We start from the raw sequence: 24,920 nt of genomic DNA on the forward strand, positions 1-24,920 counted from the left end.
GGTTCTCCATGTCTTCCCTTCCCCCGCTCGAGGCCGCCGTCGCCCGGCTGGTCACCGAGCTCGACTACGACTCCATCCCGGCCGACGCGCTCGCGGGCGCGCGGCGGTTGATGCAGGACCAGCTGGCCCTGCAGATCGGCAGCGCCTCGCTGGACTGGAGCCGGGCGACGCTCGAGCTGACCAAGGCGTCGCACGCTCCCGGATCCGCCCACGTCACCGCCTCGGGTGACGAGATGAGCGCCGCCGACGCGGCGTTCGTCAACGCCACCTACGGCCACGGCTTCGAGTACGACGACGCCCACCGGTCCAGCTCCAGCCACCCCGGCAGCGCGGTCGTCTCGGCGGCCATCGCCGTCGGCGAGGAGCTGGGCTCCTCGATGGCCGAGGTGATCACCGGCGTCGTGGCCGGCTACGAGGTCTACACCCGGATCGGCATCCTGGCCGCGCCGCAGCTGCTCGAGCGCGGTTTCCATCCGCACGGTCTGCTCTCGACGTTCGGCGCCGCGGCGGTGGTCGCCAAGATGCGCGGGTTCGATCTCGAGCGCACCGCGCACGCGCTGTCGATCGCGATGAGCCACAGCGCGGGCACCACCGAGTACACCTCCTCGGGCGGTTCGGTGAAGCGGCTGCACTCGGGTATCGGCACCCGCAACGGCATTCGCGCCGCCGAGATGGCCGCCGCGGGGATCACCGGGCCGACCACGTTCCTCAGCGGCCGCAAGGGCTTCTACCGCAGCTTCGTCGGCCGACCGGTCGACGACGCCGCGGCCGCCGCGCTGTTCGCTCCGGACGCGACGTTCGAGATCACCCGGGTGTGGATCAAGCCGTACTGCTGCTGCGGGATCAACCACGCCTACATCGACGGCGCCCAGCAGCTGACCGCGCGGGCGGGCGAGATCGACACCATCCGCCTCGGCATCCAGTCCGGCGGCGACGTGGTGATCGGCAACCAGAACGCCAACGCCTACGCCCCGCAGATCATCGAGCACCTGCAGTACAGCCTGCCGTTCCAGTTCGCGCTGGCGATCCTGGGCCGCGGCAACGGCTTCCGCACCCACCACGACTACATGGCCGGCCGTCTCGACCTGAGCGCGGGCAGCGAGGTCGCGACAATGGCCCGGCGGGTGAAGATCGAGGTCGACCCCGCCCTCGACGCCGAGTACCCCGGCCGCTGGATCGCCGACATCACGGTCACCTACCGCGACGGCAGCACCGGTCACGTGTTCGTGGACAACCCGCGCGGCACCGCCGAGAACCCGATGTCGCAGGCCGACCTGGACGCCAAGTTCCGCGAGCTCACCGTCACCGACCTGGGCGCCGAACGCAGCGAAGCCCTGTTGCGGGCCATCACGGCGGGCGATCCGGCCACCCCGGCCACCGATTTCGCCGCCCTGCTGCGCGTCTGATCCACCACAAACCCCTGCGGACCCGAACCGCCCAGCGCGATTCGGGTCCGCAGGGGTTCGTCATTCGTCGATCGAAGTGTCTACCCGCCGATTCAGGGCAGCAGGTACAGGCGTTCGTTCGGCAACCTGGGCAGCCCGGCGCAGTGTCCGGACGCGACCGAGACGGTGCACGGACGACAACCGGCCGCCATGTCCTGGACGAAGACGAGCGCGGCCGTGAGACAGGCGGCGAATTCCATCCGGATGGTGGCGAACTGGACCATCAGGCGGATGTCGGGTTCCTCCGGCAGCGGTGATCGCTTCATCGTTCCTCGCTCGGATCGGGGAGAAATGACCGTGCCCCGGCGGGCCTGTTCGGTTCGCCGGGGCACAGTCGTTGCCTGAACGGGTGTTTCAGGCGGTCTCGAAGGTGGCGGCCATGCCCTGGCCACCACCGATGCACATGGTCGCCAGTCCGCGACCGCCGCCGCGGCGACGCAGTTCGTGCAGCAGCGTGGTCACCATGCGGACGCCGGTGGCGCCGATCGGATGGCCCAGCGAGATGCCCGAACCGTTGACATTGAGCTTGTCGTGATCGCGCCAGCCCCAGCCCTCCAGCACCGCCAGCACCTGCACCGCGAACGCCTCGTTGACCTCGACGAGGTCCATCGAGTCCAGCAGCGCCGTGGTCTCGGTGCCCAGGCGTGCGGCGAGTTTCGCGACGGCGGGCACCGGACCGATGCCCATGCGCGAGGGCTCGCACCCCGCGGCGGCCCAGCCGGTGAGGAACCCGATCGGCTCCAGGCCGAGGGCGTCGAGCTGATCTTCGGCGACGACGAGAAGCCCGGCGGCGGCGTCGTTCTGCTGGCTGGAGTTGCCCGCGGTCACGGTGCCGCCGGGGGTGAGGGTGCGCAGCTTCGCCAGGGTCTGCGGGGTGGATTCCGGGCGGATGCCCTCGTCGGCGGCGAAGACGATCGGATCGCCCTTGCGCTGGGGCACCGTCACCGGCACCACCTCGTCGGCGAAGCGGCCCTCGGCCCACGCCGCGGCGGCTCGCTGGTGACTGCGCGCGGCGAAGGCGTCGGCTTCCTCGCGCATCAGGCCGTAGTCCTGCGCCAGGTTCTCGGCGGTCTCGATCATCCCGGAGATCTTGCCGAAGCGGGCTTCCGGCTGGGACCGCTCGCGGCCCCGGTCGAGCCGGTCGAACAGCTGCACAGTGCCCGCCCGTGCGCCCCAGCGCGCGGTGGTGGAGTAGTACTCGATGCGGCTCATCGACTCGACGCCGCCGGCCAGCACGACATCGGCCGCGCCGGTCTGCACCATCATCGCCGAGGTCGCCAGGGCCTGCAGGCCACCGCCGCAGCGGCGGTCGAGCTGCATGCCGGGCACCGTGATCGGCAGGCCGGCGTGCAAGGCCAGCCAGCGGCCGACGCACGGGACCTCGGAGCTGGCGTAGGACTGGGCGAAGACGACGTCGTCGATGCGTTCGGGATCGATGCCCGAGCGTTCGACCACGGCGCGCACCACGGTGGCGCCCAGGTCCTCGACCGGGACATCACGCAGCGAGCCGCCGAAGGTGCCGACGGGAGTGCGGGTGGGCGCGACGATCGCGGCCCTGCGCAGGGTGGACATCCGAATGGCTCCGATCAGATCGCGTTGCGCGCGATCAACTGTGCGGCGATGACATTGCGCTGGATCTCGTTGGTGCCCTCACCGACGATCATCAGCGGCGCGTCGCGGAAGTACCGCTCCACGTCGTATTCCTTGGAGTAGCCGTAGCCGCCGTGCACCCGGATCGCGTCGAGCGCGATCTGCATCGCGGTCTCGGAGGCGAACAGCTTGGCCATGCCCGCTTCCATGTCGGCGCGCTCCCCCGCGTCCAGCTTCTGGGCCGCGTCGAGGGTGAGCAGGCGGGCGGCGCGCTGCTTGGTCGCCATGTCGGCCAACAGGTTGCCGATGGACTGGTGCTTCCAGATCGGCTTGCCGAAGGACTGCCGTTCCTGCGCGTAGCGCACGGCGGCGTCCAGCGCGGCCTGGCCGACGCCCAGCGCGCGCGAGGCCACCTGGATGCGCCCGACCTCGAGCCCGCGCATCATCTGCGCCCAGCCCTGGTTCGGCACGCCGCCGAGGATCGCGTCGTCGCCGACCTTGCGCCCGTCGAAGACCAGCTCGCAGGCCTCGACGCCGCGGTAGCCGAGCTTGGGCAGCTTCTTGGAGATGATCATCCCGTCACCGGGTTCGACCAGGATCACGCTCATGCCCTGGTGCGCGGGCTTCGCGTCCTTGTCGGTGAGGCAGAGCAGCCCGATCAGGCCGGAGTGCGCGGCATTGGAGATCCAGGTCTTGGAGCCCGAGATCGACCACTGGTCGCCGTCGCGGACCGCGACGGTCCGCATGGCCTGCAGGTCGCTGCCGCCGCCGGGTTCGGTCAGCGCCATGGTGGCGCGGATCGCGCCCTCGGCCATCTTCGGCAGGTACTTCTGCTTCTGCTCGTCGGTGCCGAAGGTCTTGATCAGGTAGGTGATCACGGAGTGACCGCCGATCGCGCCCGCCAGGCTCATCCAGCCGCGCGCCAGCTGCTCGGTGACCCCGGCGAAACAGGCGGTGCTCACGTCGACGCCGCCGTACTCGGCGGGCGCGAGCAGCCCGAAGAACCCGAGCTTCTTCATCTCCTCGATGAATTCCTCGGGATAGATGTCGTCCTCTTCGAATTCGCGAACCCGGTCCTTGACCCGCTGATCGACGAATTCCGCGACCAGGTCGACCATCTGCTGCTCGTCGGCCGTGAGACTCATGCCTACCTGCCACCTTCCCATAGTTTGTACATAAAATATTATATCACTGCCAGAACCCGCGGGACTCGAGCATTTCCACCGCCCGGTTCCCGCCGTGCTGGAAGTGTTCCTCGGTGGCCTGCCGGGCCAGCGGCGCCGAGCGGGCGCGCAGCGCGGCGACGATCTCGCGATGGTCGCGGTCGGCGGTCTCGGGCCAGTCGTCGTGCGCCTCGTAGAAGCCGTGCGGTCCCGCGCTGCCGAGCACCTTGAGCTCGGAGATCAAACGGCGAGATCCGGAGGCGCGGTTGATCTCTCGATGAAACGCGAAGTTCAGCGCCTCCCGCTCCGCGCTCGCGGCGGACTCCTCCATCCGACGCAGGATGACGTCGAGCCGGTCCAGCGTGGCGTCCGGGATCCGGGTGGCCGCCCGTGCGGCGGCCAGCCCGGACACCACGCCGAGCAGCCAGTAGTGATCGCGCACGTCGTCGCGGCTCATCGGGGCGACGTAGGCCCCGCGCCGCGGCGGCATGTCCACCACACCCTCCACATCGAGGGCGATCAGCGCCTCGCGCACCGGCAGCTTGCTGATGTCGAGCGACTCGGCGATCTCGCTCTGGTCGATCTTGTCGCCCGGACGCAGCTCGCCGGCGAAGATCCGTCGCCGGATCTCCTGTGCCGCGGTGCTCTTCAGGCTCAGCGCGGGCCCGATGCGCGGGGCGCCGTCATACATCGGCGGACTCGGGCGCGAATTCGGCGCGGAGCGCGGCGGTGTCGGCGCCCAGTGCCGGGACCGATCCGTGCACGGCGGGCCAGTCGAGCGCGGTCCCCGGCGGCAGCAGGGCGGGCACCGGCCCGGAGGGCGTGCCGATCTCGCGCCAGCGTCCGCGATCACGCAGCTGCGGATGCTCGGCGAGCTCCCGCACACCGTTGAGCCGGGCATTGCCGATGCCCGCCGCGTCGGCGGCGGCCTGGATCTCGGCGAGGGTGCGCTCGGCGCACCACTTCCCCACCGCCGCATCGAGTTCCGCGCGGCAGGCGACCCGGTCGTCGTTGTGCGCGTAGCGCGCGTCCGCCGCGAGATCCGGTCGGTCCATCAGCTCGGTGAGCCTGCGCCACTCGCGATCGCTGGTCGTGCCGAGCACCGCGACCTGCCCGTCGGCGGTCGGATAGGACCCGTACGGCGCGATCATCGGCGAACCCATGCCCACCGGCACGGGTTCGGTTCCGGTGTGCAGGAATTGGTTGAGCGCGAAGCCCATCATCTCCGACACCACATCCAGCATGGCGACCGGCACGATCGCGCCGTGCCCGGTGCGTTCGCGGTCGTAGAGCGCGGCAAGCACCGCCGAGTACGAGTACAGCGCCGTGCCGATATCGGCCACGGGGATGCCGGGTTTCGCCGGGTGCCCCGGCGTGCCGGTGATGGTGCACGACCCCGCCTCGGCCTGGACGAGCAGGTCGTAGGCACGCTTGTGATCGAGCGGACCGCCGCGGCCGTAGCCGGAGATGTCGACGATGATCAGCCGGGGGTAGCGGCGCGCGAGTTCCTCGACACCGAGCCCGAGGCGGTCCAGCGCGCCGGGGCCCAGATTGCTCACCAGCACGTCGGCGCCGCCGAGCATGCGTTCGAGCAGGGTGAGGTCCTCGGCCTCGCGCAGGTCCAGCGCCGCGGACTCCTTGCCGTGGTTGAGCCAGGTGAAGTGCGCCGACAGGCCACCGACCACGGTGTCGTAGTGCCGGGTCGAGTCGCCCGAGCCCGGTTGTTCGATCTTGATCACCCGGGCACCGAGATCGGCGAGATGACGGGTGCACAGCGGGGCGGCGATGGCCTGCTCCAGGCCGATCACCGTCACCCCGGCCAGCGGGCCGTGCGCGCGTTCGGCGCTCATGTGAACTTCGGCTCCCGCTTCTCCCGATGCGAGCCGACGCCCTCGGCGACATCGGGGCCGCCGAAGTGGTAGAACTCCAGGCCCAGCGACGCGTCGAAGATCGGCATCGCCTGGCGGTACCAGCCGTTGAGCGCCATCTTGGTGCCCTGGATGCCCGCCCGCGACCCCGCGGCCAGCTTCCGCGCGATCTCCATCGCCCGGTCCTGGACCTGATCGTCGTCGACGCACAGCGAGACCATGCCGATGCGCTCGGCCTCCTCGCCGGTCAGCACCTCGTTGGTGAGCAGGTGGTACTTGGCCTTGGCCATCGAGGTGAGCAGCGGCCAGCAGATGGCCGCGTGATCGCCGGCCGCGACGCCGAGGCGGACGTGCCCGTCGACGATCTTGGCCCGGCGCCCCGCCACCGAGATGTCGGCGAGCAGCGCCGCCACCAGGCCCGCGCCCGCGGCCGGTCCGTTGATCGCGGAGATGATCGGCTGGGGCACCTCGATGATGTTGCGCACCAGATCCCGCGCCTCGCGCATCACCCTGGTGCGCGCGGCGTAGTCGCCGATCATGTCCTCGACCAGGTCGAAGCTGCCGCCCGCGGAGAACGCCCGATCGCCCGCGCCGCGGATGAGCACCGCGCGCACGGTCTCGTCGAGGGCGATCACCGGCCAGACATCGGCCAGGTGCCGATGGGCCTCGGCCCCGACCGAATTCAGGTTCGGGCCGTCCAGGACGATGCGCAGCACGCCCTCGGACGGGCGGTCGATCGTCAACGCCGAGAAGTCCTCGTAGCCGGGCACGTGTCGTCCTTTCATTCGCTGACCGGCACCGCGTCGGCGCCGGTGGGGGTCGCGGTCCTCGCCCACCGCGCGAGGAGCTCGTCGAGGTCGCCGATCCCGGCGGGCGGCACCGAGGGCGCGCGGGCGGGTGTCCGGTCGAACCGCGGCGCGGGCGCCGGGTGCAGGACACCCGAAACCCGTTCGAACACGCCACGTTCGACATTGTGCGGGTCCTCGGCGGCCTCGTCGAAGGTGAGCACCGGCGACACGCAGGCGTCGGTGCCCTGATAGACCTGCCACCACTCGTCACGGGTGCGCCGCGCCACCGCGTCGGCGATGAGCTCGCGCAGGCGCGGCCACTCGGCCCGGTCGTCCTGGCCGGGCCAGTCGGTGGTGTCGACCCCGAGCCGGTCGAGGAACTGCCGGTAGAAGTCGGGCTCGAGTGCGCCCACCGCCAGGTAGCGGCCGTCGGCGCACCGATAGGTGTCGTAGAACGGGGCGCCCGAGTCGAGGAAGTTCGTCCCCGGTTCGTCGGAATACAGCCCGGCCGCGCGCAGGCCCTGCAACTTCGCGGTGAGCACCGCGACACCGTCGACCATGGCCGCGTCGATCACCTGACCCCGGCCGGTGCGCCCGGCTTCGACCAGCGCGCAGGCGATTCCGAAGGCGCCGATCGCGCCGCCGCCCGCGTAGTCGCCGAGCAGGTTGATCGGCGGCCGCGGCGCACCGCCCGCGGCCGCGAGCGCGTGCAGGGCGCCGGACTGGGCGACATAGTTGATGTCGTGTCCGGCGTCCTGCGCCCGTGGCCCGCGCTGTCCGTATCCGGTGAGCCGGACGTAGACCAGGCGGGGATTGTGCGCGGTGACCTCGTCCGGACCCAGCCCCAACCGCTCGGTGACACCGGGGCGATAGCCCTCGATGAACACCTCGGCCGCGGCGGCCAGCCGCAACACGGCTGCGCGACCCGCCGGGTCCTTCAGATCCACCGCCACCGACCCGACCCCGCGGTTGACCACATCGGTCTCCTCGGTCAGGCCGACGGTCTGGCTCAGTTCCCGCGCCGAGCGGTGCGGCGGCCGCACCACCCGGACGACGTCGGCGCCCATGTCGGCCAGCAGCATCGAGACATAGGGCACCGGCCCCATGCCCGCCAGCACGACCACGCGCACGCCCGCCAATGGTCCCGTCATGTGTGCGAATCCCTCTCAGTAGGAACGGGGCAGGCCGAGCACCTGCTGGGAGATGTAGTTGCGCACCATCTCCTGCGAGAACGGGGCGTTGCGCAGCAGCCGCACCTCCCGCCACAGCCGCTCGATGTGGTACTCCTTCGCGTAGGCGTAGCCGCCCAGCGTCGAGAACGCCCGGTCGCAGGCCTCGAAACCGGCTTCGGCGCCGAGATACTTGGCGGCGGCCGCTTCCGGACCGCACGGCAGACCCGCGTCGAACAGTTCCGCGGCCCGCATGACCATGCCCTCGGCGGCCTCCAACCGGATCCAGGAGTCGGCCAGCGGATGCGCGACGGCCTGGTTCTGGCCGATCGGACGGTCGAACACCACCCGGTTCTTGGCGTATTCGGCGCCGATCTCGAGCGCGGCCCGGCCCAGGCCGATGCCCTCCATACCGACCACGATCCGCTCGGGATTCAGGCCGTCGAGCAGGTAGTAGAAGCCCTTGTCGACCTCGCCGACGAGCCGGTCGTCGGCCACCTCGAGGTTGTCGATGAACAGCTCGTTGGTGTCGATCGCGGCGCGGCCGAGCTTGTCGATCTCGCGCACGGTGACCCGGCTGCGATCCATGTCGGCCAGGAACAGCGACATGCCCCACAGCGGCTTGTCCTCGCGGCGCGGCGAGGTGCGCGCCAGCAGCAGGATCTTGTGCGCGTTCTGGGCGTTGGTGATGAACACCTTCTGCCCGTTGATCACCCAGCCGCCGTCGACCTTGGTGGCCTTGGTCTTGATCCGCGACGTATCCACGCCCGCGGTGGGTTCGGTGACACCGAAGGCCATCAGCAGATCACCCGAGGCGAGCTGGGGCAGGTACTCGCGCTTCATCGCCTCCGAGCCGTACTTCACGATCGGGGCGGGAGGGAAGGCGTAGAAGTGGATCGCCGAACCGCCGCTCATGCCCGCGCCGGAGGCCGAGATCTCGCCCAGCATCACCGCGGCTTCCTTGAGCCCGAGACCGATGCCGCCGTATTCCTCGGGAATCATCGCGCCGAGCCAGCCGCCGGCGGCGAAGGCCTTCACGAATTCCCAGGGGTACTCGTGCTTGTTGTCCTTCTCCAGCCAGTAGTTGTTGTCGAACTTGCGGGCGAGCTCGCGCGTCGCCTGCCGGACGACTTCGACGTTGTCGTCGGTGCCGGTAGCGGAGGTCATGTACTACTCCTGTTCGTCGCCCGCGGACACGGGGATCGCTTCGAGTGGGGTGGTGGGGTCGAGGGAGGACATGTCCCCGGTCGGCGCCCCGAGATACCGGGACCGAATCGCCCGGCGCATGATCTTGCCGTTCTTGGTCTTGGGCAGGCTCGCCACGACGACGAGGGTCGGCGCGAACGAGCGCCCCGCGTTGCCGGTCGCGGTGTCCTGCAGGTCGTCCGGCGTCGCGCCCGCCGCCCGCAGTACCGCGAAGGCGACCGCGCGCTGCCCGCGCAGCTCGTCGGGGACGCCGATCACGGCGACCTCGGCGATCCGGCCGTCACGCAGCAGCGCCGCCTCGATCTCGGCGGGCCCGACCCGGCGGCCGGACAGTTTGATGGTGTCGTCGGAGCGGCCGTGGATGCGCCACATCCCGGTGTCGTCGACGCTGGCCAGGTCGCCGTGCACCCAGACCCCGTCCCACTGGTTCCAGTAGGTCTCCAGGTAGCGGTCGCGGTCCTGCCAGAACGCGTGCGTCATGCCGGGGAAGGTGTTGCGCACCACCAGTTCTCCGATGTCACCGGCGACCGGCGAGCCGTCCTCACCGAACACCGCGGCGTCCACGCCCGGCAGCGCGCCGGTGAACGCGGCCGCCTCGGCGGGCAGGAACGGATAGCCGATCAGGATGCCGCCGCCGACCTCGGTGCCGCCGCTGTAGTTGACGATCGGGCGCCGCCCGCCGCCGATCTCCCCGAACAGCCACCACCAGGTGGGCTCGTCCCACGCCTCGCCGGTGGAGACGAAGGTGCGCAGGCTGGGCATTTCCGGCGCGACGGAGCCCGCCGCCTTCAGCGCCCGCGCCGCCGTCGGCGCGATACCGGCGACGGTGACGCCGTTGCGCTCGACGATCTCCCACATGCGATCCGTGGTCGGGTGCGTCGGCAGGCCCTCGATCATCACGATGGTGGCGCCGAGCTGCAGCGGTCCGGTCATCAGCATGGGGCCGACGAGCCAGCCCAGATCGGTGATCCAGGAGACCACGTCCCCGGCGTGCACATCGAAGCCGTAGGCGAAGTCGACCGCCGTCTTCACGGCGAAACCGCCGTGCGAGTGGACGATTCCCTTCGGGCGGCCGGTGGTGCCGGAGGTGTAGACGATCGTCAGCGGATCGTTGGCCTCGGTGTCGGCGGTCGGCACCGGTGCCGGATCGGCGTCGAGTTCGTCGTAGTAGACATCGCGTCCCGCGTGCATCGGCACATCGGTGCCCAGGTGCCGGACGACCACGACCGAGCGCACGGTCGGCGCCGCGGCCAGCGCCGCGTCGGCGGTGGCCTTGAGCTCGACCCGCTTGCCGCGCCGGGTGGTGCCGTCGGCCGTCACCAGCAGCACCGCCTCCGAATCCTGCAGCCGGGTGGCCAAGGCGTCGGGGGCGTAGCCGCTGAAGGTCGGCACCGAGACCGCGCCGATCATCGCGACGGCGAGAAACGCCACCGCCGCTTCGGGCACCACCGGCATGAACAGCACCACCCGATCGCCGCGCCGCACACCCAGTGCGGTGAGGTTGGCGGCGAAACGCCGGACCTCGGCGTCGAGTTCGGCGAACGTCAGCGTCCGGCGCAGGCCCTCGTCGCCCTCGTAGACGACGGCGGTCCGGTCCGCGGCCGCGCCCTTGGCGTGCCGGTGCGCCGTGAGCTGGGCGATGTTGATCCGCCCGCCCGGGAACCAGCGCGGGAACGGCTTGCCGTCCGTGTCGTCGAGCACCCGCTCGAACGGGACGGTGAAGTCGACCCCCAGGTCGGCCACCGCGGCCCGCCAGAACCATTCGGGGTCCTCGATCGCGCGCTGGTTCAGTTCGGCCACCGCGGCGGCGTCGGCGCCCAGCTCCCAGGCGCGCATCGCCGCGAGCAGCCTGCTGCGCTCACGTATCCGCTCGTCCGGCACCCACGCGGGCCCGGCGACGGACGCAACGTCCACCATGACGTGTCCTCCTCGTTGATGGTGCGTCGGCGTGGGTCAGGCCTGCTCGGCCGGGCGCTTCATCATCAGACCCACCCGCAGCGCGTCACAGACGATCTCGTCGCGCTGGTTGATGCCCAGGTGGCGGAAGGTCACGATCCCGGAATCGGTGCGGCTCTTGGATTCCCGGCGCGCCTCGATCTCGGTCCGCACATGGATGGTGTCGCCGTGGAAGACCGGCTTGGGGAACTTGATCTGCTCGAAGCCCAGGTTGCCCAGGGTGGTCCCCTGGGTGGTCTCGGGGACGGTGATGCCCGAGACGAGACCGAGGATGAACAAGCTGTTCACCAGGCGCTGCCCGTAGATGGAGTTCTTGCTGTACTCGGCGTCGAGGTGCAGGGGCGCCAGGTTCAGCGTCATGACGCTGAAGAAGGTGTTGTCGGCCTCGGTGACCGTGCGGCGGGTCGGATGGTCGATGACCAACCCGGGTTCGAGCTCCTCGAAGTACAGGCCCGGCATGTGCACATCCCTTCAAATATATTATGTACTGAGTACCGACGGACGGATCGTAGCTCGCCATCGCCGGTTATCGTATATTATATCATCATATATTATATCTAGATTCCGTGAGAAGGAGCCGAGAGTGTCCGAACTCAGTGCCGAGGACTTCGAGCCGATCCTGGCCCATGTCCGCACGTTCATCCGCACCAAGGTGGTGCCCCGCGAGCAGGAGATCCTCGACACCGACGCCATCCCGGACGACATCCGCCAGGCCGCGGCGGAGCTGGGCCTGTTCGGCTACGCCATCCCGCAGCAGTGGGGCGGGCTCGGCGTCGACCTCACCCAGGACGTCGAGCTGGCGATGGAGTTCGGCTACACCTCGCTGTCGCTGCGCTCGCTGTTCGGCACGAACAACGGTATCGCCGGCCAGGTGCTGGTGAACTACGGCACCGACGAGCAGAAGAAGCAGTGGCTCGAGCGGATCGCCGCGGGCGAAGTGCTGGCCTCCTTCGCGCTCACCGAGCCCGGCGCCGGGTCCAACCCGGCCGGATTGCGCACGCGCGCACGGCGTGACGGTGACGACTGGGTCATCGACGGTCAGAAGCGCTTCATCACCAACGCCCCGCTCGCGGATCTGTTCGTCACCTTCGCCCGGACCGCCGAGCCCGGCCCGGACGGGCCCGGTATCGCGGTCTTCCTGGTGCCCGCCGACACGCCGGGCGTGCTCGTCGGCCCCAAGGACAAGAAGATGGGCCAGGAGGGCGCCTGGACCGCCGATGTCACCTTCACCGATGTCCGCGTGCCCGCCGACGCGCTCGTCGGCGGCGCGGAGGACGTCGGCTACCAGGCCGCGATGGCCTCGCTCTCGCGCGGTCGCGTGCACATCGCCGCGCTGGCCGTCGGCACCGCCCAGCGCGCGCTCGACGAATCGGTCGCCTACGCTGCGACGGTGACCCAGGGCGGCACCCCGATCGGTGACTTCCAGCTGGTCCAGGCCATGCTGGCCGACATGCAGACCGGCGTCATGGCCGGTCGCGCGCTGGTGCGCGAGGCCGCGGCCAAGTACGTCTCCGGCGAGGATCGGCGGATCTCGCCGTCGGTGGCCAAGCTGTTCTGCACCGAGATGGTCGGCCGGGTCGCCGACAACGCGGTGCAGATCCACGGCGGCAGCGGCTATATGCGCGAGGTCACCGTCGAGCACATCTATCGCGACGTCCGGCTGCTGCGCCTCTACGAGGGCACCAGTGAGATCCAGCGGCTGATCATCGGTGGCGGGCTCGTGCGCGAAGCGAAGAAGCGCGCGTGAGGACGAGTACCGCGATCGACCTGGCGACCCGGGTCCGCACGGCCGCCACCCTGCTGTTCGTCCCCGCCGATCGTCCCGAACGCTTCGCCAAGGCCACCGCCGCGAACCCGGGACTGGTGGTCCTCGATCTGGAGGACGCCGTCGCGCCCGCGGCCAAGGACGCCGCGCGCGACAACGCCGTCGCCTGGATCGCGGCGGGCAACGCCTGCGCCGTCCGGGTCAACGCGGCCGGAACCCGCTGGCACGACGACGATCTGGCCGCGCTCGCGCCGCTGCACTGCGCGGTGATGTTGCCCAAGGCCGAGATCGGTGTTCTCCCGGCTGTCCTCGCGACCCTCACCGCCGGGCGAGCGGGCCGCGGGAGCGGGTCCCTCGCCCCTGGCTCGCCCCTCGGCGATGTCGACACCCCGGCGCCGCTGATCGCCCTGATCGAAACCGCCGCGGGCGTGGTGCACGCCGCGGCCGTCGCGGCCACCGCCGGGGTGGACCGGCTCGCGATCGGCACCTTCGATCTGGCCGCCGAGATCGGTGTCGATCCCGCCGACCGCGACGCGCTGGCCGGTACCCGGCACACGGTGGTCCTGGCGTCCGCCGCGGCCGGGCTGCCCGGTCCGATCGACGGCGTCACCGGGGTGGTCGACGACGCCGACCTCGTCCACGACGACGCCACCTACGGCCGCCGTCTCGGCTGCACCGGCAAGCTCTGCATCCATCCGCGCCAGCTCGACCCGGTGACGACCGCCTTCCGGCCCACCGCGCGTGAACACGCTTGGGCGAGAAAGATTCTCGACGCGACCACCGAGACCTCGGGTGTCGCCGTCGTCGACGGCACCATGGTCGACAAGCCCGTGGTCGACCGCGCACGCCGCATCCTGGCGCAGCTCGACACCACCGACAGTAAGGAACTGCCATGACCGGACCACTGCTCGCCGACAAGACCGCCGTCGTCACCGGCGCCGCCCAGGGCATCGGGTACGCCATCGCCGAACGGTTCATCGCCGAGGGCGCCCGCGTCGTCGTCGGTGACATCGACGGCGCTGCGGCCGAGGCCGCCGCCGGGAAGCTGGGCGGCGCCGCCGTGGCGCGCGGCGTGCGCTGCGACGTCACCAGCGCCGCGGACGTCCAGGCGCTGCTCGACGCGGCGGCGGAGTCCTTCTCCCCCGTCGACGTCATGATCAACAACGCGGGCATCACCCGCGACGCGACCATGCGCAAGATGACCGAGGACGACTTCGACCAGGTCATCAACGTGCACCTCAAGGGCACCTGGACCGGCACCCGGCTGGCGGGCGCGGTGATGCGCGAACGCGGCAGCGGCGCCATCGTCAACATGTCCTCGCTCTCGGGCAAGATCGGCCTGCCCGGCCAGACCAACTACTCCGCCGCCAAGGCCGGCATCGTCGGCCTGTCCAAGGCCGCCGCGAAGGAGCTCGCGCACCTGGGCGTCCGGGTGAACGCCATCCAGCCCGGGCTGATCCGCACGGCGATGACCGAGGCCATGCCGCAGAAGGTGTGGGATCAGAAGATGAGCGAGATCCCGCTGGGGCGCGCCGGCGAGGTCGACGAGATCGCCTCGGTGGCACTGTTTCTCGCCTCCGACCTGTCCTCGTACATGACCGGCACGGTGCTCGAGGTGACCGGCGGGCGGTTCATGTGACCGAGTCCGCCTGGGAACCACACCTCGAGACCGGCACCGAACTCCTCGACCCGGCTCCCGTCGCCGCGCTCGCCGCGCTGCTCGACGACGGGCTGCCCACCCCGGAGCCGGGCGACCCGCTCCCGCCGCTGTGGCACTGGGTCGCCCTGCCGCGCTGGGCCGCCTCGGGCGTGCTCGGCGCCGACGGGCACCCGCGCCGCGGCTCGTTCCTGCCGCCGGTCGCGCTGCCGCGGCGGATGTTCGCCGGTGGGGAGATCCGTTTCCACGCACCGCTTCTCGTCGGCAGCAGGATCCGGCGCGAGGCGGAGGTGGTCTCGGTGACCGAGAAGAGCGGCCGCTCCGGCGCGCTGGTCGTGGTCGACGTCCAGATCAGGTTGTTCGACCACACCGGCGCGCTCGCGATCGAGGAGTCGCAGAACCTGATCTACCGCGAGGCGGCACCGCCGCCCGCCACGCCTGCCGCCGTTCCGGCCGCGGACGCGGTTCCCGGGGCGCCGCTGCACCGGACCGCGGACGATGCCTGGGAGCTGCGGACCGATCCGTCGCTGCTGGCCCGGTTCTCCGCGGCGACCGCGAATGCCCATCGCATCCACTACGACTGGCCCTACGCCACCGGCGTGGAGGGTTATCCGGGACTCGTCGTGCACGGCCCACTCCAGGCCATCGCGCTGGCCGAGATCCACCGGCTGCGGGCGGGGGCGCCGGTGCGCGAGCTCCGGCACCGGGGCCGGGCGCCACTGTTCTGCGGTCAGCCCGCGCGGCTGCTCGCCACCACCGTGCCGGACGGCGTGGCGCTCGAATTGTTCGGTCCCGGTGGCGAATCCGCCGGACCCAACGCCACCGTCGACCTCACCGTCTAGCCAGGAGCTCTCGTGACCCGCGTTTTCCACACCCTCGACGACGTTCGCGCCGCGGTGGGCGAGCCGATCGGCCCGAGCGCGCCGTTTCTCGTCGACCAGGCCAGGATCACCGCGTTCGCCGTCGTCACCGACGACGAACAGTGGATCCATGTCGACCCGGAGCGCGCCGCCGACGGACCCTACGGCGCGACCATCGCGCACGGCTACCTCACGCTGTCGTTGATCTCGCACTTCCGCCCGGAACTGCTGGACTTCACCTTCGGCTCGGCCCGGGTCAACTACGGCGTCAACAAGGTTCGCTTCCCGGCACCGTTGCGGGTCGGGTCGCAGTTGCGGGCGACCGTCACGATCACCGACGTCACCGCATCCCCGGCGGGTGCGCTGGTGACCGCGAAGTACGTGCTCGACGGCGGCGAGGCCAAACCGGCCTGTGTCGCCGAGACGGTCGTGCTGATCGTCGACTGATCCGCGCGCACGAAGAACGGGGGTGGCCGCGGCCACCCCCGTTTCGCTGTCGGTCCTACGCGTTGGCCGACAGCGCGTCCGCCAGCGCGATGACGCCCTCCGCGGTCTTCGCGTGCGCGAGGTCGATGTGCTGGCCCTCGAAGTCGACCGCGGCGCTGCCCGCCGCCTCGGCCTCCTGGTACGCCACGATCATCCGCCGGTAGAAGTCGACGGTCTCCGGGGAGGGCGAGAACACCTCGTTGGCGATCGCCACGTGCGACGGGTGGATGGCCACCAGTCCGCGGTAACCCAGCTGGCGGTTGTCCAGGCAGAAGCGCCGCGCGCCGTCGAGATCCTTGATGTCCTGCCACACGCCCGCGACCGGGTGGTGCAGCCCGTTCGAGCGCGCCGCCAGGATGATCCGGCTGCGCAGGTACAGGGTCTCGAGCCCGCCGGGCGTGAACTCGAAGCCGAGTTCCCGGCCGACATCGGCGTTCGGGCCGGTCGCGCCGAGCAGCGAGGCCACGCGCGGGCTGGCCGCGGCGATCTCCTCGCAGTGCGCCATCGACGTCGCGGTCTCATAGGACACGATCAGCCGCACCGTGCCGACCTCGATGCCCTCGCGCTGCTCGATGTGGCCGAGCACCGCGTCCAGGCGCACGATCTCGTCGGCGGTGAAGACCTTGGCCAGGAACAGCCCGGCCAGGCCGGGCCGCACGATGGCCTCGAGGTCGCCGCCGAGCAGGCCGCTCACCTCCGGATTGGCCCTGACCCACAGGTCCGGCCGGACTCCGACGCCGATGAGGCGGTCGATGGTGGCCGCGACGGTCGCCCGTGCCTCGACCTTGTCGGCGGCGGGGACCGAGTCCTCCAGGTCGAGAATGAGCGCGTCGGCACCGGAGGCGACGCCCTTGTCCGCCCACGCGGCCTTGTGACCTGGGACGAAGAGCATCGAGCGGTACGGTTTCATCGGGGTGCCTCCCTTGGCGAGTGCGGTGCAGATCCTTCCTGAATATAATATATGTAATATTCGGAACCTTGTAGAGTCCCCCGCGAACGTCACTGCGTGGCCACGAACGCGTCGGGCCCGTCGGAGAAGAGCAGACCGGTGTCGACGGACGGCGCCCCGGTGCGCGACAACGATCCGTCGGCCGCCATCGCGTAGGTGTGCACCCGCGAGGTGCCCTGAATAGTGAGCGTGTCGATGAGGAAGACCCGCTCCGACACCGAATCCACCAGCACCCGGCCCGGCAGCGTCCCCGTGGGCGCCGGGTACGGCGAACCGGGCAGCGGGCTCAGCGCGCCGTTGTCGGCGATCCGGAAACCGGCGATGTCACCGGCCATCGCCTCGGCGATGTACAGGCGCTTGCCGTCGGCGGTGAACATCGCACCGTGCGGCAGCGGCATCAGGCCGGTGCGGAAGGGCGATCCAGGGATCGGCGTCAGCCTGCCGTCGGCCCCGATCGCATAGCCCGACATGCTGCCGTCGGCCTCGTTGCTGGTGTAGAGGAAGCGGCCGTCCGGACTGACGCCGGGCAACGTCGACATCAACCCGGCCGGCACCGAGTCCACCTGCGTCAGCGCGCCGTCGGTGCCGATCGCGTAGCTGAAGACCGTCGCCTCGAGCCAGCCCGCGGTGAACAGGAACCTGCCGTCGGGCGTGATCGCCGGCATACTCAGCCCGCTGACCCCGGGAATCCGCACCGGCGCCGCCCCGGTGGGCACGAGCCCGCCCGAACCGGTGATCGTGTAGGAGCGGATCTCGTTCGTCGCCACGCCGGTGGTCACGAATACCGTCCGCCCATCCGGCGACGCCAGCACGCCGACGCCGGGGCCACCGAGGTCGAGGTGGGCGTCGGCGATCGGGGTGAGCGTGCCGTCGGTGCCGAGGTGGAATCCCTCGACCGTCCCCGACACCGTGTTCGCCGTGTAGACCTTCCGCCCGTCCGGAGTGATCGTCACCGACAGCGCGCCGGTGCCGGAGGCGAACGGCGACCCCGGCACCGTCGACAGGGTGCCCAGGCGATCGAGCCCGAGCACGCTGATGTTCGACGACCCGGCACCGGTGATCACCAGGTACCGCGCACCCGAATCCGCCAGTGCGACCGCGGAATCCAGCCCTGCACCCGCCCCGAGAGCGAGCACGACCGCCAGACCCGCGGCCCACCGCCGCGGACGAAAACGCTTGCTGCGGAACATCTGTACAACCTCCAGCCGCCGGCGGGCAGCACTGCTCCCCCGGCCGAATAGAACGCGCGCGACATGCGCCGATGAATAGGAAAGGGAGTGATTACCTTGTGCCCCTTTCCCTTTGCGAGCGTAAGCAGAACTCCGCGGCCCGAATGTCCAACAATGTGGACATTCATCGCAATTCGGGAACAGCGATTTTCTATTTCTTCGCGGCAATCCCCGCCGATATCGGGTGCCGAGAATGCCGGGTGCGGGCAGTGTCAGTTGCCGAAACCCGAGGCATCGGTCGGCGGCTGCTCCAGCACCAGGGTCTTGGTCTCCAGGAACGGCAGCAGCCCCTCCGTGCCGCCCTCACGGCCGATACCGGACAGTTTGAAGCCGCCGAAGGCGATGGAGAAGTCGGTGCGCGGGCCGTTGTGCCCCACCGTGCCGGTGCGCAGTCTGCGCGCCACCCGGTAGGCGCGGTCGGCGTCGTCGGTGAACACCGCGGCATTGAGGCCGTAGGGGTTGTCGTTGGCCAGGGCGATCGCGTCGTCCTCGTCCTTCGCCGCGATGACGGACAGGACCGGACCGAAGATCTCCTCCGTCGCGATCACCGACCGGTTGTCGACATTCGCGAACACCGTCGGCTCGACGAAGAAGCCGCGGTCCAGGTGCGCCGGGCGGCCGCCGCCGGTCACCAGCCGGGCACCCGAGGACTTTCCCGCCGCGATGTAGCTCTCGACGCGCTCGCGCTGCCGCGCGGAGGCGAGCGGGCCCATCGTGACGGTCTCGTCGAACGGATCGCCCACGCGCACCGCGCTCATCGCCGCACCGAGCGCCTCCGCGAGCTCGTCGTGCCGCCGCTCGGTGACGATGACGCGCGTCAGGCTGTGACACACCTGCCCGGCCAGGTAGCTGATGCCCCCGGCCAGGACCTTCGCCGCGGTCCCGAGGTCGTAGTCGTCGAGGATCAGGGCGGGCGATTTGCCGCCCAGTTCGAGGGTGCACCGTGCCATCCGGTCGGCACAGATCGCGCCGATCGCCCGGCCCGCGGCGGTGGAGCCGGTGAAGGTCACCTTGTCGACGCCGGGATGGCGGACCAGCGACTCCGACACCGCGCGATCGGCCGTCACCACATTGACCACGCCCGCGGGCAGCCCCACCTTCGCGCAGATCTCGGCGAACAGATAGGCCGAGGTCGGCGCCTCCTGCGGCGGCTTCAGCACCACGGTGCAGCCCGCCAGCAGCGCGGGGGCGCACTTGTAGGCCATCAGCCCGGCCGGGCCGTTCCACGGCACGATCGCCGCCACCACACCCACCGGCTCGCGGACGAGCAGACCCGCGCCGCCTGCCGCGGGGGTGTGTGCCTCCCGGAACTCGAACGTCTCGGCCAGGTCGGCGTAGGCGTTGAACGCACCCGCCAGGAACAGCGGCAGGCGGGTCTTCGCCAGTGCGTAGGCGATGCCGGATTCGATGGACCACAGCCGGGCGAAATCGTCACCGCGCGCCGTGAGTTCCGCGGCGATCGCGCGCAGGTAGCCCGCGCGTTCGGCGGGCGACAGCAGCGGCCACGGCCCCTGGTCGAATGCCCGGCGCGCCGCCGTGACGGCGGCGTCCACGTCGTCGACGCCCGCCGCGCCGACGCTCGTCACGATCTCCTCGGTGCTGCAGTTCACCACATCGAAGACCTCGGACGTGGAGACGGGGATCCAGTCGCCGTCGATGTAGGACGCCTCGGGATGCGCGGGCAGCGCACCGGTCACCACTGACTTGGTCATGAAAGCCCTTCGGATCTGTAGTCGCCACACCACTGTGACGCACGCAACGCTCAATCATATATACTATATTTTGCGTCCAGAAGCGATGGGCTGATCGGATGGCCGGGCGATCGACCGGTCAGGCCGTGGACTTACGGGCCTCCACCGACCACATGCCCTGCTTCTCCAGCATGGCGATCAACTCGTCGGCACTGGACATGATGTGGTCGCGCATCAGCGAGCCCGCCGCTTTGGCGCGGCGCTGCCGCAACGCCTCGAGGATCGCGGGGTGATCGCGCAGCGTGTCCTCGCGATGGCCTTCGATGCTGATGTAGAAGCGGTTCGGCAGCTGTTTGACGACCGTGCCGAGCAGGGTCGCCAGCCGCCGGGAGTTCGCGGCCAGGTTGACCGAACGATGGAACTCGTGACCGTAGACGACGAGGTCCTCGTCGGCCTCGACCTCGGCGGCGCGCGCGTGCGCCGCCACCACCCCGGCGAGCCGGTCGAGTTCCGCCCCCGAGATCGCCTTCGCGGCGCGGCTCGCGAGTTCCCCGGCCATCGTCGCCTGCGCCCAGAACAGGTCGTGCACATCCTGTTTGGTGAATTCCGAGACCATGAAGCCGCGGCGCGGTACCAGCTCGACGAAGCCCTCGCCGCTGAGCAGCAGCAGTCCTTCACGCACCGGCGTATTGCTGACGCCGACGGCCTCCGCGACCGGCTCGATCCGCAGGAACTCACCCGGCCGGACCTGGCCGGAGATGATCAGCTCGCGCACATAGGTAGCGACGTCCTCCGACAGCTGATGCCGCTGCCTGCCCGCCCTGCGCGGCAAACCCTGCACAGTGGTCTCCATGGCATCGGTCCTTCCGGTCGGTTATTACGTATTATGCCTCATACACAACACATCCAGCCGCCGCGGCGTCGGATGACGCGGCACCCGCGGCGGTGACGGCGGCGAACGCGCGGATCAGCGCCGTGTCGGCGTCGGCGCGCCAGACGAAGGTCCAGCGGCAGCGCGGGCCGTCCGGCAAGGGCACGTAGACGATGCCGGGGCGGGCGTAGTACTGCACGCAGTGCTCCTGGACCAAGGCGACGGCCCGGCCCGCGGCGATGGTCGCCAGCATTTCCTGGAAGGTGTGCACGCGGGGGCCACGCGGGATCGGGCAACCGGACGGTGTGCGGGGCGGGATCAGCTCGTCGGCCCAGTAGCCGGGCGCGACGGTGCCGATGTCGCACAGGGTATGAGCATCGAGCTCTTCCAGCGAAACCGTTGTGCGCCTGGACAATGCACCGCCCTCCTGGACCGCCAGCCGGACCGGCTCGACGAGCACGGTGGGGCCGACGGTGATGTCGGGCTCCTCGACCGGCAGCCACAGCAGCTGGACATCGACCGTTCCGGCGCGCAGCGGGCCGAACGGGTCGGCGAAATGCGCCTCGCGCAAGACTAATTCGACGTCGGGGTTGGCGTCGGTGAACGAGCGCAGCACCGGGGCGATGACATGGCCGAGCGCGCCCATGATCCCCACGGTGAGCACGTCGCCCCTCCCCTGCGCCGCGGCCCTGGCCCGCGCGACCGCCGCTTCGATCAGCAGACTGCCGCGGCGCAGCTCGTCGCGCAATTGCACGCCGATGGGGGTGAGTGCGACCGAGCGGTTGGTCCGGAGGAACAGCGGGGCGCCGATGCGGCGTTCCTGCTTCTTGATGGCGTGACTGACCCGGGACTGGGTGATGTGCAGCCGATGCGCGGTCCGGCCGAAGTGCAGCTCCTCGGCGAGGGTCAGGAAGATCTCGATGTCGCGCATTTCCACGGTTGCCTCCATGATCATGATCCGACGGTCATGGCTCGTTCCGAAAACTGGCGTTGATCAGCGACGTCGTCCACCGACATGGTGAATGTGCCGAATTCGTCACGCTTTTGGGAGAGACCATTGACGCTCGTCTATCTGGCCGCGGCGCTCGCCGTCGGCGGCCTGCTCGCACTGCAGGCTTCGGTGAACCTGCAACTCGGCAAGGCGGTGGGCACCCCGTACGGTGCCGCCACCGTGCAACTGGCGGTCTCGGCCGCGCTGCTCGCGGTCGTGGCCGCGGTGGCGGGCGGCTGGGGTGCGCTCGCCGGGCTCGGTGACGTCGAGTGGTGGAAACTGGTGGGCGGCATCGCCTCGCCGGTCTACATCACCAGCGCCATCCTGCTGTTCCCGCGGCTCGGCGCGCTCGCCTCGGTCGGCCTGTTCGTCACCGGGCAGATGTTCGCGTCCCTCGCGCTCGATGTCGGCGGGTTGCTCGGCGTCGAGCGGCGACCGCTGGGGCCGGGCATGCTGCTGGGCGCCGTGGTCGTGCTGGCCGGGATCGTGGTGGTGATCCGCAGCCAGCTCACCGGCGGTCAGGGACAGACCTCCGCCGCGGCACGGATCGGCTGGATCGCGCTGGGACTCGGTGCCGGAGCGGTCCTTCCGGTGCAGGGCGCGACCAATGCCGCGTTGCGCCGCGCGCTCGACGATCCGTTCGCCACCGGACTGTGGTCGTTCGTCGTGGCGACGGCGACCATCGCGGTGGCACTGATCGTCCTCATGATCACCGGCTGCACGCCGCGACCTCGGCTCGCCCCGCTGCGGACGGTGCCGTGGTGGGGGTGGCTGGGCGGGGTCGCGGCGGCGACCTACGTAACCGTCACGTTCACGGTCATCCCGCAGATCGGCGCCGCCACCACCATCGCCCTCACGGTCACCGGGCAGCAGCTGGTGTCGGCGGCCATCGATCACCGCGGCTGGTTCCAGCTGCCGAGCAAGCCGGTGACCAGCGGGCGCCTGGCCGGTCTCGCGGCGCTGATCACCGGGTGCGTGCTGGTGCAGCTCGCCTAGTGACGTGTCGGTGATCGTCACGGGGACACTCGATCCGGGGCCGAGACCCCCGCGACGATCCCGGCCCGGCGACGCCGGTAGTAGGCGTAGGTGACCGCGGCCAGCAGTGGGCCCCACAGCAGGAGCGGGGCGTAGCAGAGGTAGTAGACGGCCGACTCCCAACCACCGGCGCGGGAGGGGAAGTCCGCCGGTGTCGGGTCGCCACGCAGGGTGACGCCGGCGAACTCCGTGACGAAGGCGGCGGTCCACATGATCGTCAGCGTCGCCGCGCCGAGCGCGGCCGGGACCACGGCGACCGGAGTGGGGATGCGCCGCCCGCGCAACCGTGGAATCCAGCGCGGGAACCATTCACCCCAGGCCGCGACCAGGCCAACGGCGGTGAACGCCACCAGTTCCGACACGATCGACAAGGCGATCACATACAGCTCGCCGGGGAGCCAGGACGGGAGGTCCCCGCGCTTGCCCGCGGTGTCGTCGTCGAGGAAGGCCACGCCGATCCGCCAGAGACTGGACGGAAGCGCCGTCAACGGAACAGCGAAGGCGGCGATCGTGGCCCATCGCGGAACTCCCGGAACCGGCGTGTGCACCGTCCGCCACGCGGTGTGGAGCCGTCCGGTGCGCACGGGTGGGTCGGCCAGGGCGGTCATTCGCTCGCCTCCGTCACCGCGGGGAGTTCACGGATGTGCCGGGTGCGAGACGAGCACTCGGGCGGCCAGGTGTCGAACATGGGGCCTCCAGTTACGAAACTATCAGTCTCGTAACCATAGCTTCCCGCTCCAGCCCGTGCCGCTCGGACCCGACGCGGAGCGGCACGTGTCACGCCCGAGGTGTGTCTACGCGGTCAGCGTCGCGGCGCCCGGGCCATCCAATTCCCCTGCCGCGAGGGCTCTTCCGGAGAGAGCGAGCAGGAGGGCCACGGCGGAGCCGCGCACTTGCGGGCCGTCTCCGACATCGAGATCCGCGTCGGTCGCCGTCAGGCGCAGGCCCCGCGCGCGCTCCTTCCCGCCGCCGACCTTCACCGACGTGTCGAGCTGATGACGGACCGCCGTCACCACGGGCGCGACGGGATAGTCCCGATGCAGGCCGAGGGGGCGCCGGATATCTTCGCCGTGCACGAACGCTTCGATCAACCGGGTCGCCTTCGGCGCCGGGGCACCCGTGGTGCGCCCGCTCGCCGCCCGGAACGCGGCCAAGGTCAGCGCGGGATCCTCGGCGCGCTCCCGCGCGACACCCGCCCGGTTGAAACGGTCGAAATCGAAACGGGCAGCGGCGAAGTGGACGACGAAGCCCAGCCGGGTGGTCTTCGCGTCGTCGGTCAGATGCGCCACGACGTCGTGCACGTCCCAGCCGGGACACAGCGACGGCGTCGACCACCGCTCCGCGGGCAGGTCCGCCAGGTCCGCGATCAGCGCGGCGCGCTCGGCGTGCACCACCGTCCAGATCTCGCTCACGTCAGCCTCCACTCCCTGCCGGTAACTGAACTGAACAGTACAGGAAAGTTGCAGCTGAACTCAAGAGTTCAGTTGCGCTACCATGCGGAGCGTGGGCACAGCGAGAACCAGACCGGCGCCGCCTTCGGGGGCCCGCGCCGAGCGCAGTCGGCACGCCATCGTGACCGCCGCCCGCGCGGTGTTCATCGCCGAGGGATTCGACGCGGGCATGGACCGGATCGCCGCCGCGGCTGGCGTGTCGAAAGTGACCGTGTACAACCACTTCAGCAGCAAAGAGGACCTGTTCACCGAGGTCATCGGCGAGGCCATGGGGGCAGCGCACGCGACGATGGCCCAGGTCCGCAGCGAGCTCGCCGACACCGACGATGTCCGCGAGGCCCTGCTCCGGGCGGCGCGCGCCCTGGTCACCGCGGCGACGGACCCGACCAGACTGGCCCTGCGCAACCTCGTCACCGCCGAACTACGCCGCTTTCCCGACCTCGGCCGCGCCTATCACGCGCAGGGACCCGCCCAGTCCGCCGTCGCCATGGGTGAACTCCTCGCCGACCTGTGCGCCCGCGGCCACCTCACCGTGCCCGATCTCGAGGTGGCCGTCGTCCAGTTCTTCGGGCTGACGATCTACCCCCACCTGATCACCGGCTCGATCGGTTCCGACCTGCCCCCGGACCTCGCCGACCGGCTCGTCACCGAGGGCGTCGATACGTTCCTGAGTCGCTACGGGACCGCGTCCCCTCCCCCGGCACGATCGACCCGCACAGCTGCACGCGGGAGCTGACCCGCACTCCGTGC

25 protein-coding genes are annotated in these 24,920 nt (G+C 70.5%); 8 read left to right on the plus strand and 17 right to left on the minus strand.

Annotation, left to right across the window (positions count from 1 at the left end; translation table 11 throughout):
• Positions 1-8 precede the first annotated feature (8 nt).
• Positions 9-1,406 (plus strand): MmgE/PrpD family protein, encoded by a 1,398-nt coding sequence (locus ACFYWJ_RS27470; protein WP_355281225.1) that lies wholly within the window; start codon positions 9-11, stop codon positions 1,404-1,406.
• Between the two features lie 92 nt (positions 1,407-1,498).
• Here the strand turns inward: ACFYWJ_RS27470 and ACFYWJ_RS27475 are convergent, their stop codons facing one another.
• The 10 genes from ACFYWJ_RS27475 to ACFYWJ_RS27520 all read right to left on the minus strand — a co-directional run bounded on the left by ACFYWJ_RS27475 (position 1,499) and on the right by ACFYWJ_RS27520 (position 11,644).
• Entirely contained in the window at positions 1,499-1,711 is a 213-nt protein-coding gene (locus tag ACFYWJ_RS27475; protein WP_355281223.1) for a hypothetical protein, read from the minus strand.
• An 88-nt stretch (positions 1,712-1,799) separates the two neighbouring features.
• On the minus strand, positions 1,800-3,017 hold the full coding sequence (locus ACFYWJ_RS27480; protein ID WP_355281221.1) for an acetyl-CoA C-acetyltransferase: 1,218 nt from the start codon (positions 3,015-3,017) through the stop codon (positions 1,800-1,802).
• 14 nt (positions 3,018-3,031) lie between these two features.
• Positions 3,032-4,180: an acyl-CoA dehydrogenase family protein gene (locus ACFYWJ_RS27485; protein ID WP_355281220.1), complete on the minus strand. Its 1,149-nt coding sequence runs from the start codon at positions 4,178-4,180 to the stop codon at positions 3,032-3,034.
• Between the two features lie 43 nt (positions 4,181-4,223).
• On the minus strand, positions 4,224-4,889 hold the full coding sequence (locus tag ACFYWJ_RS27490; protein ID WP_355281219.1) for a GntR family transcriptional regulator: 666 nt from the start codon (positions 4,887-4,889) through the stop codon (positions 4,224-4,226).
• Positions 4,882-6,048 carry a CaiB/BaiF CoA-transferase family protein gene (locus ACFYWJ_RS27495; RefSeq protein ID WP_355281217.1) on the minus strand — a complete coding sequence of 389 codons (1,167 nt, stop codon included), beginning with the start codon at positions 6,046-6,048 and terminating at the stop codon, positions 4,882-4,884. Before ACFYWJ_RS27495 ends, ACFYWJ_RS27490 begins: the two co-directional genes overlap by 8 nt.
• Positions 6,045-6,836 carry an enoyl-CoA hydratase/isomerase family protein gene (locus ACFYWJ_RS27500; protein ID WP_355281216.1) on the minus strand — a complete coding sequence of 264 codons (792 nt, stop codon included), beginning with the start codon at positions 6,834-6,836 and terminating at the stop codon, positions 6,045-6,047. Before ACFYWJ_RS27500 ends, ACFYWJ_RS27495 begins: the two co-directional genes overlap by 4 nt.
• 11 nt (positions 6,837-6,847) lie before the next feature.
• Positions 6,848-8,005 (minus strand): CaiB/BaiF CoA-transferase family protein, encoded by a 1,158-nt coding sequence (locus ACFYWJ_RS27505; protein WP_355281215.1) that lies wholly within the window; start codon positions 8,003-8,005, stop codon positions 6,848-6,850.
• Positions 8,006-8,020: 15 nt separating this feature from the next.
• Positions 8,021-9,190: an acyl-CoA dehydrogenase family protein gene (locus tag ACFYWJ_RS27510; protein WP_355281213.1), complete on the minus strand. Its 1,170-nt coding sequence runs from the start codon at positions 9,188-9,190 to the stop codon at positions 8,021-8,023.
• Positions 9,191-9,193: 3 nt separating this feature from the next.
• The gene (locus ACFYWJ_RS27515) at positions 9,194-11,146 is read right to left on the minus strand and encodes an AMP-binding protein (RefSeq protein ID WP_355281212.1); all 1,953 of its coding nucleotides are present in this window, start codon (positions 11,144-11,146) and stop codon (positions 9,194-9,196) included.
• A 36-nt stretch (positions 11,147-11,182) separates the two neighbouring features.
• A complete protein-coding gene (locus ACFYWJ_RS27520) occupies positions 11,183-11,644 on the minus strand; it encodes a MaoC family dehydratase (RefSeq protein WP_355281211.1) in 462 nt (153 codons plus the stop codon).
• 124 nt (positions 11,645-11,768) lie between these two features.
• Here ACFYWJ_RS27520 and ACFYWJ_RS27525 point away from each other — a divergent pair, with 124 nt between their 5' ends.
• From ACFYWJ_RS27525 to ACFYWJ_RS27545, 5 genes are read left to right on the plus strand one after another with little or no spacing between them, the layout of a single operon-like run.
• Entirely contained in the window at positions 11,769-12,932 is a 1,164-nt protein-coding gene (locus tag ACFYWJ_RS27525) for an acyl-CoA dehydrogenase family protein (RefSeq protein ID WP_355281209.1), read from the plus strand.
• On the plus strand, positions 12,929-13,846 hold the full coding sequence (locus ACFYWJ_RS27530) for a CoA ester lyase (protein ID WP_355281208.1): 918 nt from the start codon (positions 12,929-12,931) through the stop codon (positions 13,844-13,846). Before ACFYWJ_RS27525 ends, ACFYWJ_RS27530 begins: the two co-directional genes overlap by 4 nt.
• Positions 13,843-14,589: a 3-oxoacyl-ACP reductase FabG gene (gene fabG / locus ACFYWJ_RS27535; RefSeq protein ID WP_355281207.1), complete on the plus strand. Its 747-nt coding sequence runs from the start codon at positions 13,843-13,845 to the stop codon at positions 14,587-14,589. Before ACFYWJ_RS27530 ends, fabG begins: the two co-directional genes overlap by 4 nt.
• A complete protein-coding gene (locus ACFYWJ_RS27540; protein ID WP_355281206.1) occupies positions 14,586-15,449 on the plus strand; it encodes a MaoC family dehydratase N-terminal domain-containing protein in 864 nt (287 codons plus the stop codon). The genes fabG and ACFYWJ_RS27540 overlap by 4 nt, the downstream gene beginning before the upstream one ends.
• Positions 15,450-15,461: 12 nt before the next feature.
• Positions 15,462-15,914: a MaoC family dehydratase gene (locus ACFYWJ_RS27545; protein ID WP_355281205.1), complete on the plus strand. Its 453-nt coding sequence runs from the start codon at positions 15,462-15,464 to the stop codon at positions 15,912-15,914.
• A 55-nt stretch (positions 15,915-15,969) separates the two neighbouring features.
• On the opposite strand, the gene ACFYWJ_RS27550 is transcribed toward ACFYWJ_RS27545, so the two are convergent.
• The 5 genes from ACFYWJ_RS27550 to ACFYWJ_RS27570 all read right to left on the minus strand — a co-directional run bounded on the left by ACFYWJ_RS27550 (position 15,970) and on the right by ACFYWJ_RS27570 (position 21,648).
• Positions 15,970-16,863: a CoA ester lyase gene (locus tag ACFYWJ_RS27550; protein WP_355281203.1), complete on the minus strand. Its 894-nt coding sequence runs from the start codon at positions 16,861-16,863 to the stop codon at positions 15,970-15,972.
• A gap of 89 nt (positions 16,864-16,952) precedes the next feature.
• Positions 16,953-18,092, minus strand: a complete 1,140-nt coding sequence (locus ACFYWJ_RS27555) for a beta-propeller fold lactonase family protein (RefSeq protein ID WP_355281201.1) — start codon at positions 18,090-18,092, stop codon at positions 16,953-16,955.
• A 251-nt stretch (positions 18,093-18,343) separates the two neighbouring features.
• The gene (locus tag ACFYWJ_RS27560; RefSeq protein WP_355281200.1) at positions 18,344-19,843 is read right to left on the minus strand and encodes an aldehyde dehydrogenase; all 1,500 of its coding nucleotides are present in this window, start codon (positions 19,841-19,843) and stop codon (positions 18,344-18,346) included.
• A 118-nt stretch (positions 19,844-19,961) separates the two neighbouring features.
• Positions 19,962-20,675, minus strand: coding sequence for a GntR family transcriptional regulator (locus ACFYWJ_RS27565; RefSeq protein WP_355281199.1), 714 nt, complete (start codon positions 20,673-20,675; stop codon positions 19,962-19,964).
• Positions 20,676-20,706: 31 nt separating this feature from the next.
• Positions 20,707-21,648 (minus strand): LysR substrate-binding domain-containing protein, encoded by a 942-nt coding sequence (locus ACFYWJ_RS27570; protein WP_355281197.1) that lies wholly within the window; start codon positions 21,646-21,648, stop codon positions 20,707-20,709.
• A 102-nt stretch (positions 21,649-21,750) separates the two neighbouring features.
• On the opposite strand from ACFYWJ_RS27570, the gene ACFYWJ_RS27575 reads away from it, so the two are divergent.
• Complete coding sequence (locus tag ACFYWJ_RS27575; protein ID WP_355281195.1) at positions 21,751-22,680, plus strand: DMT family transporter; 930 nt, start codon at positions 21,751-21,753, stop codon at positions 22,678-22,680.
• Between the two features lie 17 nt (positions 22,681-22,697).
• Here ACFYWJ_RS27575 and ACFYWJ_RS27580 read toward each other — a convergent pair whose 3' ends face one another.
• Both ACFYWJ_RS27580 and ACFYWJ_RS27585 read right to left on the minus strand, forming a co-directional pair.
• Positions 22,698-23,327 carry a hypothetical protein gene (locus ACFYWJ_RS27580; RefSeq protein WP_355281194.1) on the minus strand — a complete coding sequence of 210 codons (630 nt, stop codon included), beginning with the start codon at positions 23,325-23,327 and terminating at the stop codon, positions 22,698-22,700.
• Positions 23,328-23,513: 186 nt separating this feature from the next.
• Positions 23,514-24,131 (minus strand): maleylpyruvate isomerase family mycothiol-dependent enzyme, encoded by a 618-nt coding sequence (locus ACFYWJ_RS27585; RefSeq protein WP_355281193.1) that lies wholly within the window; start codon positions 24,129-24,131, stop codon positions 23,514-23,516.
• Between the two features lie 91 nt (positions 24,132-24,222).
• On the opposite strand from ACFYWJ_RS27585, the gene ACFYWJ_RS27590 reads away from it, so the two are divergent.
• Complete coding sequence (locus ACFYWJ_RS27590; RefSeq protein ID WP_355281192.1) at positions 24,223-24,906, plus strand: TetR/AcrR family transcriptional regulator; 684 nt, start codon at positions 24,223-24,225, stop codon at positions 24,904-24,906.
• Positions 24,907-24,920 lie beyond the last annotated feature (14 nt).

Source organism: Nocardia sp. NPDC003269, from assembly GCF_042888005.1.
Classification (GTDB): Bacteria; Actinomycetota; Actinomycetes; order Mycobacteriales; family Mycobacteriaceae; genus Nocardia.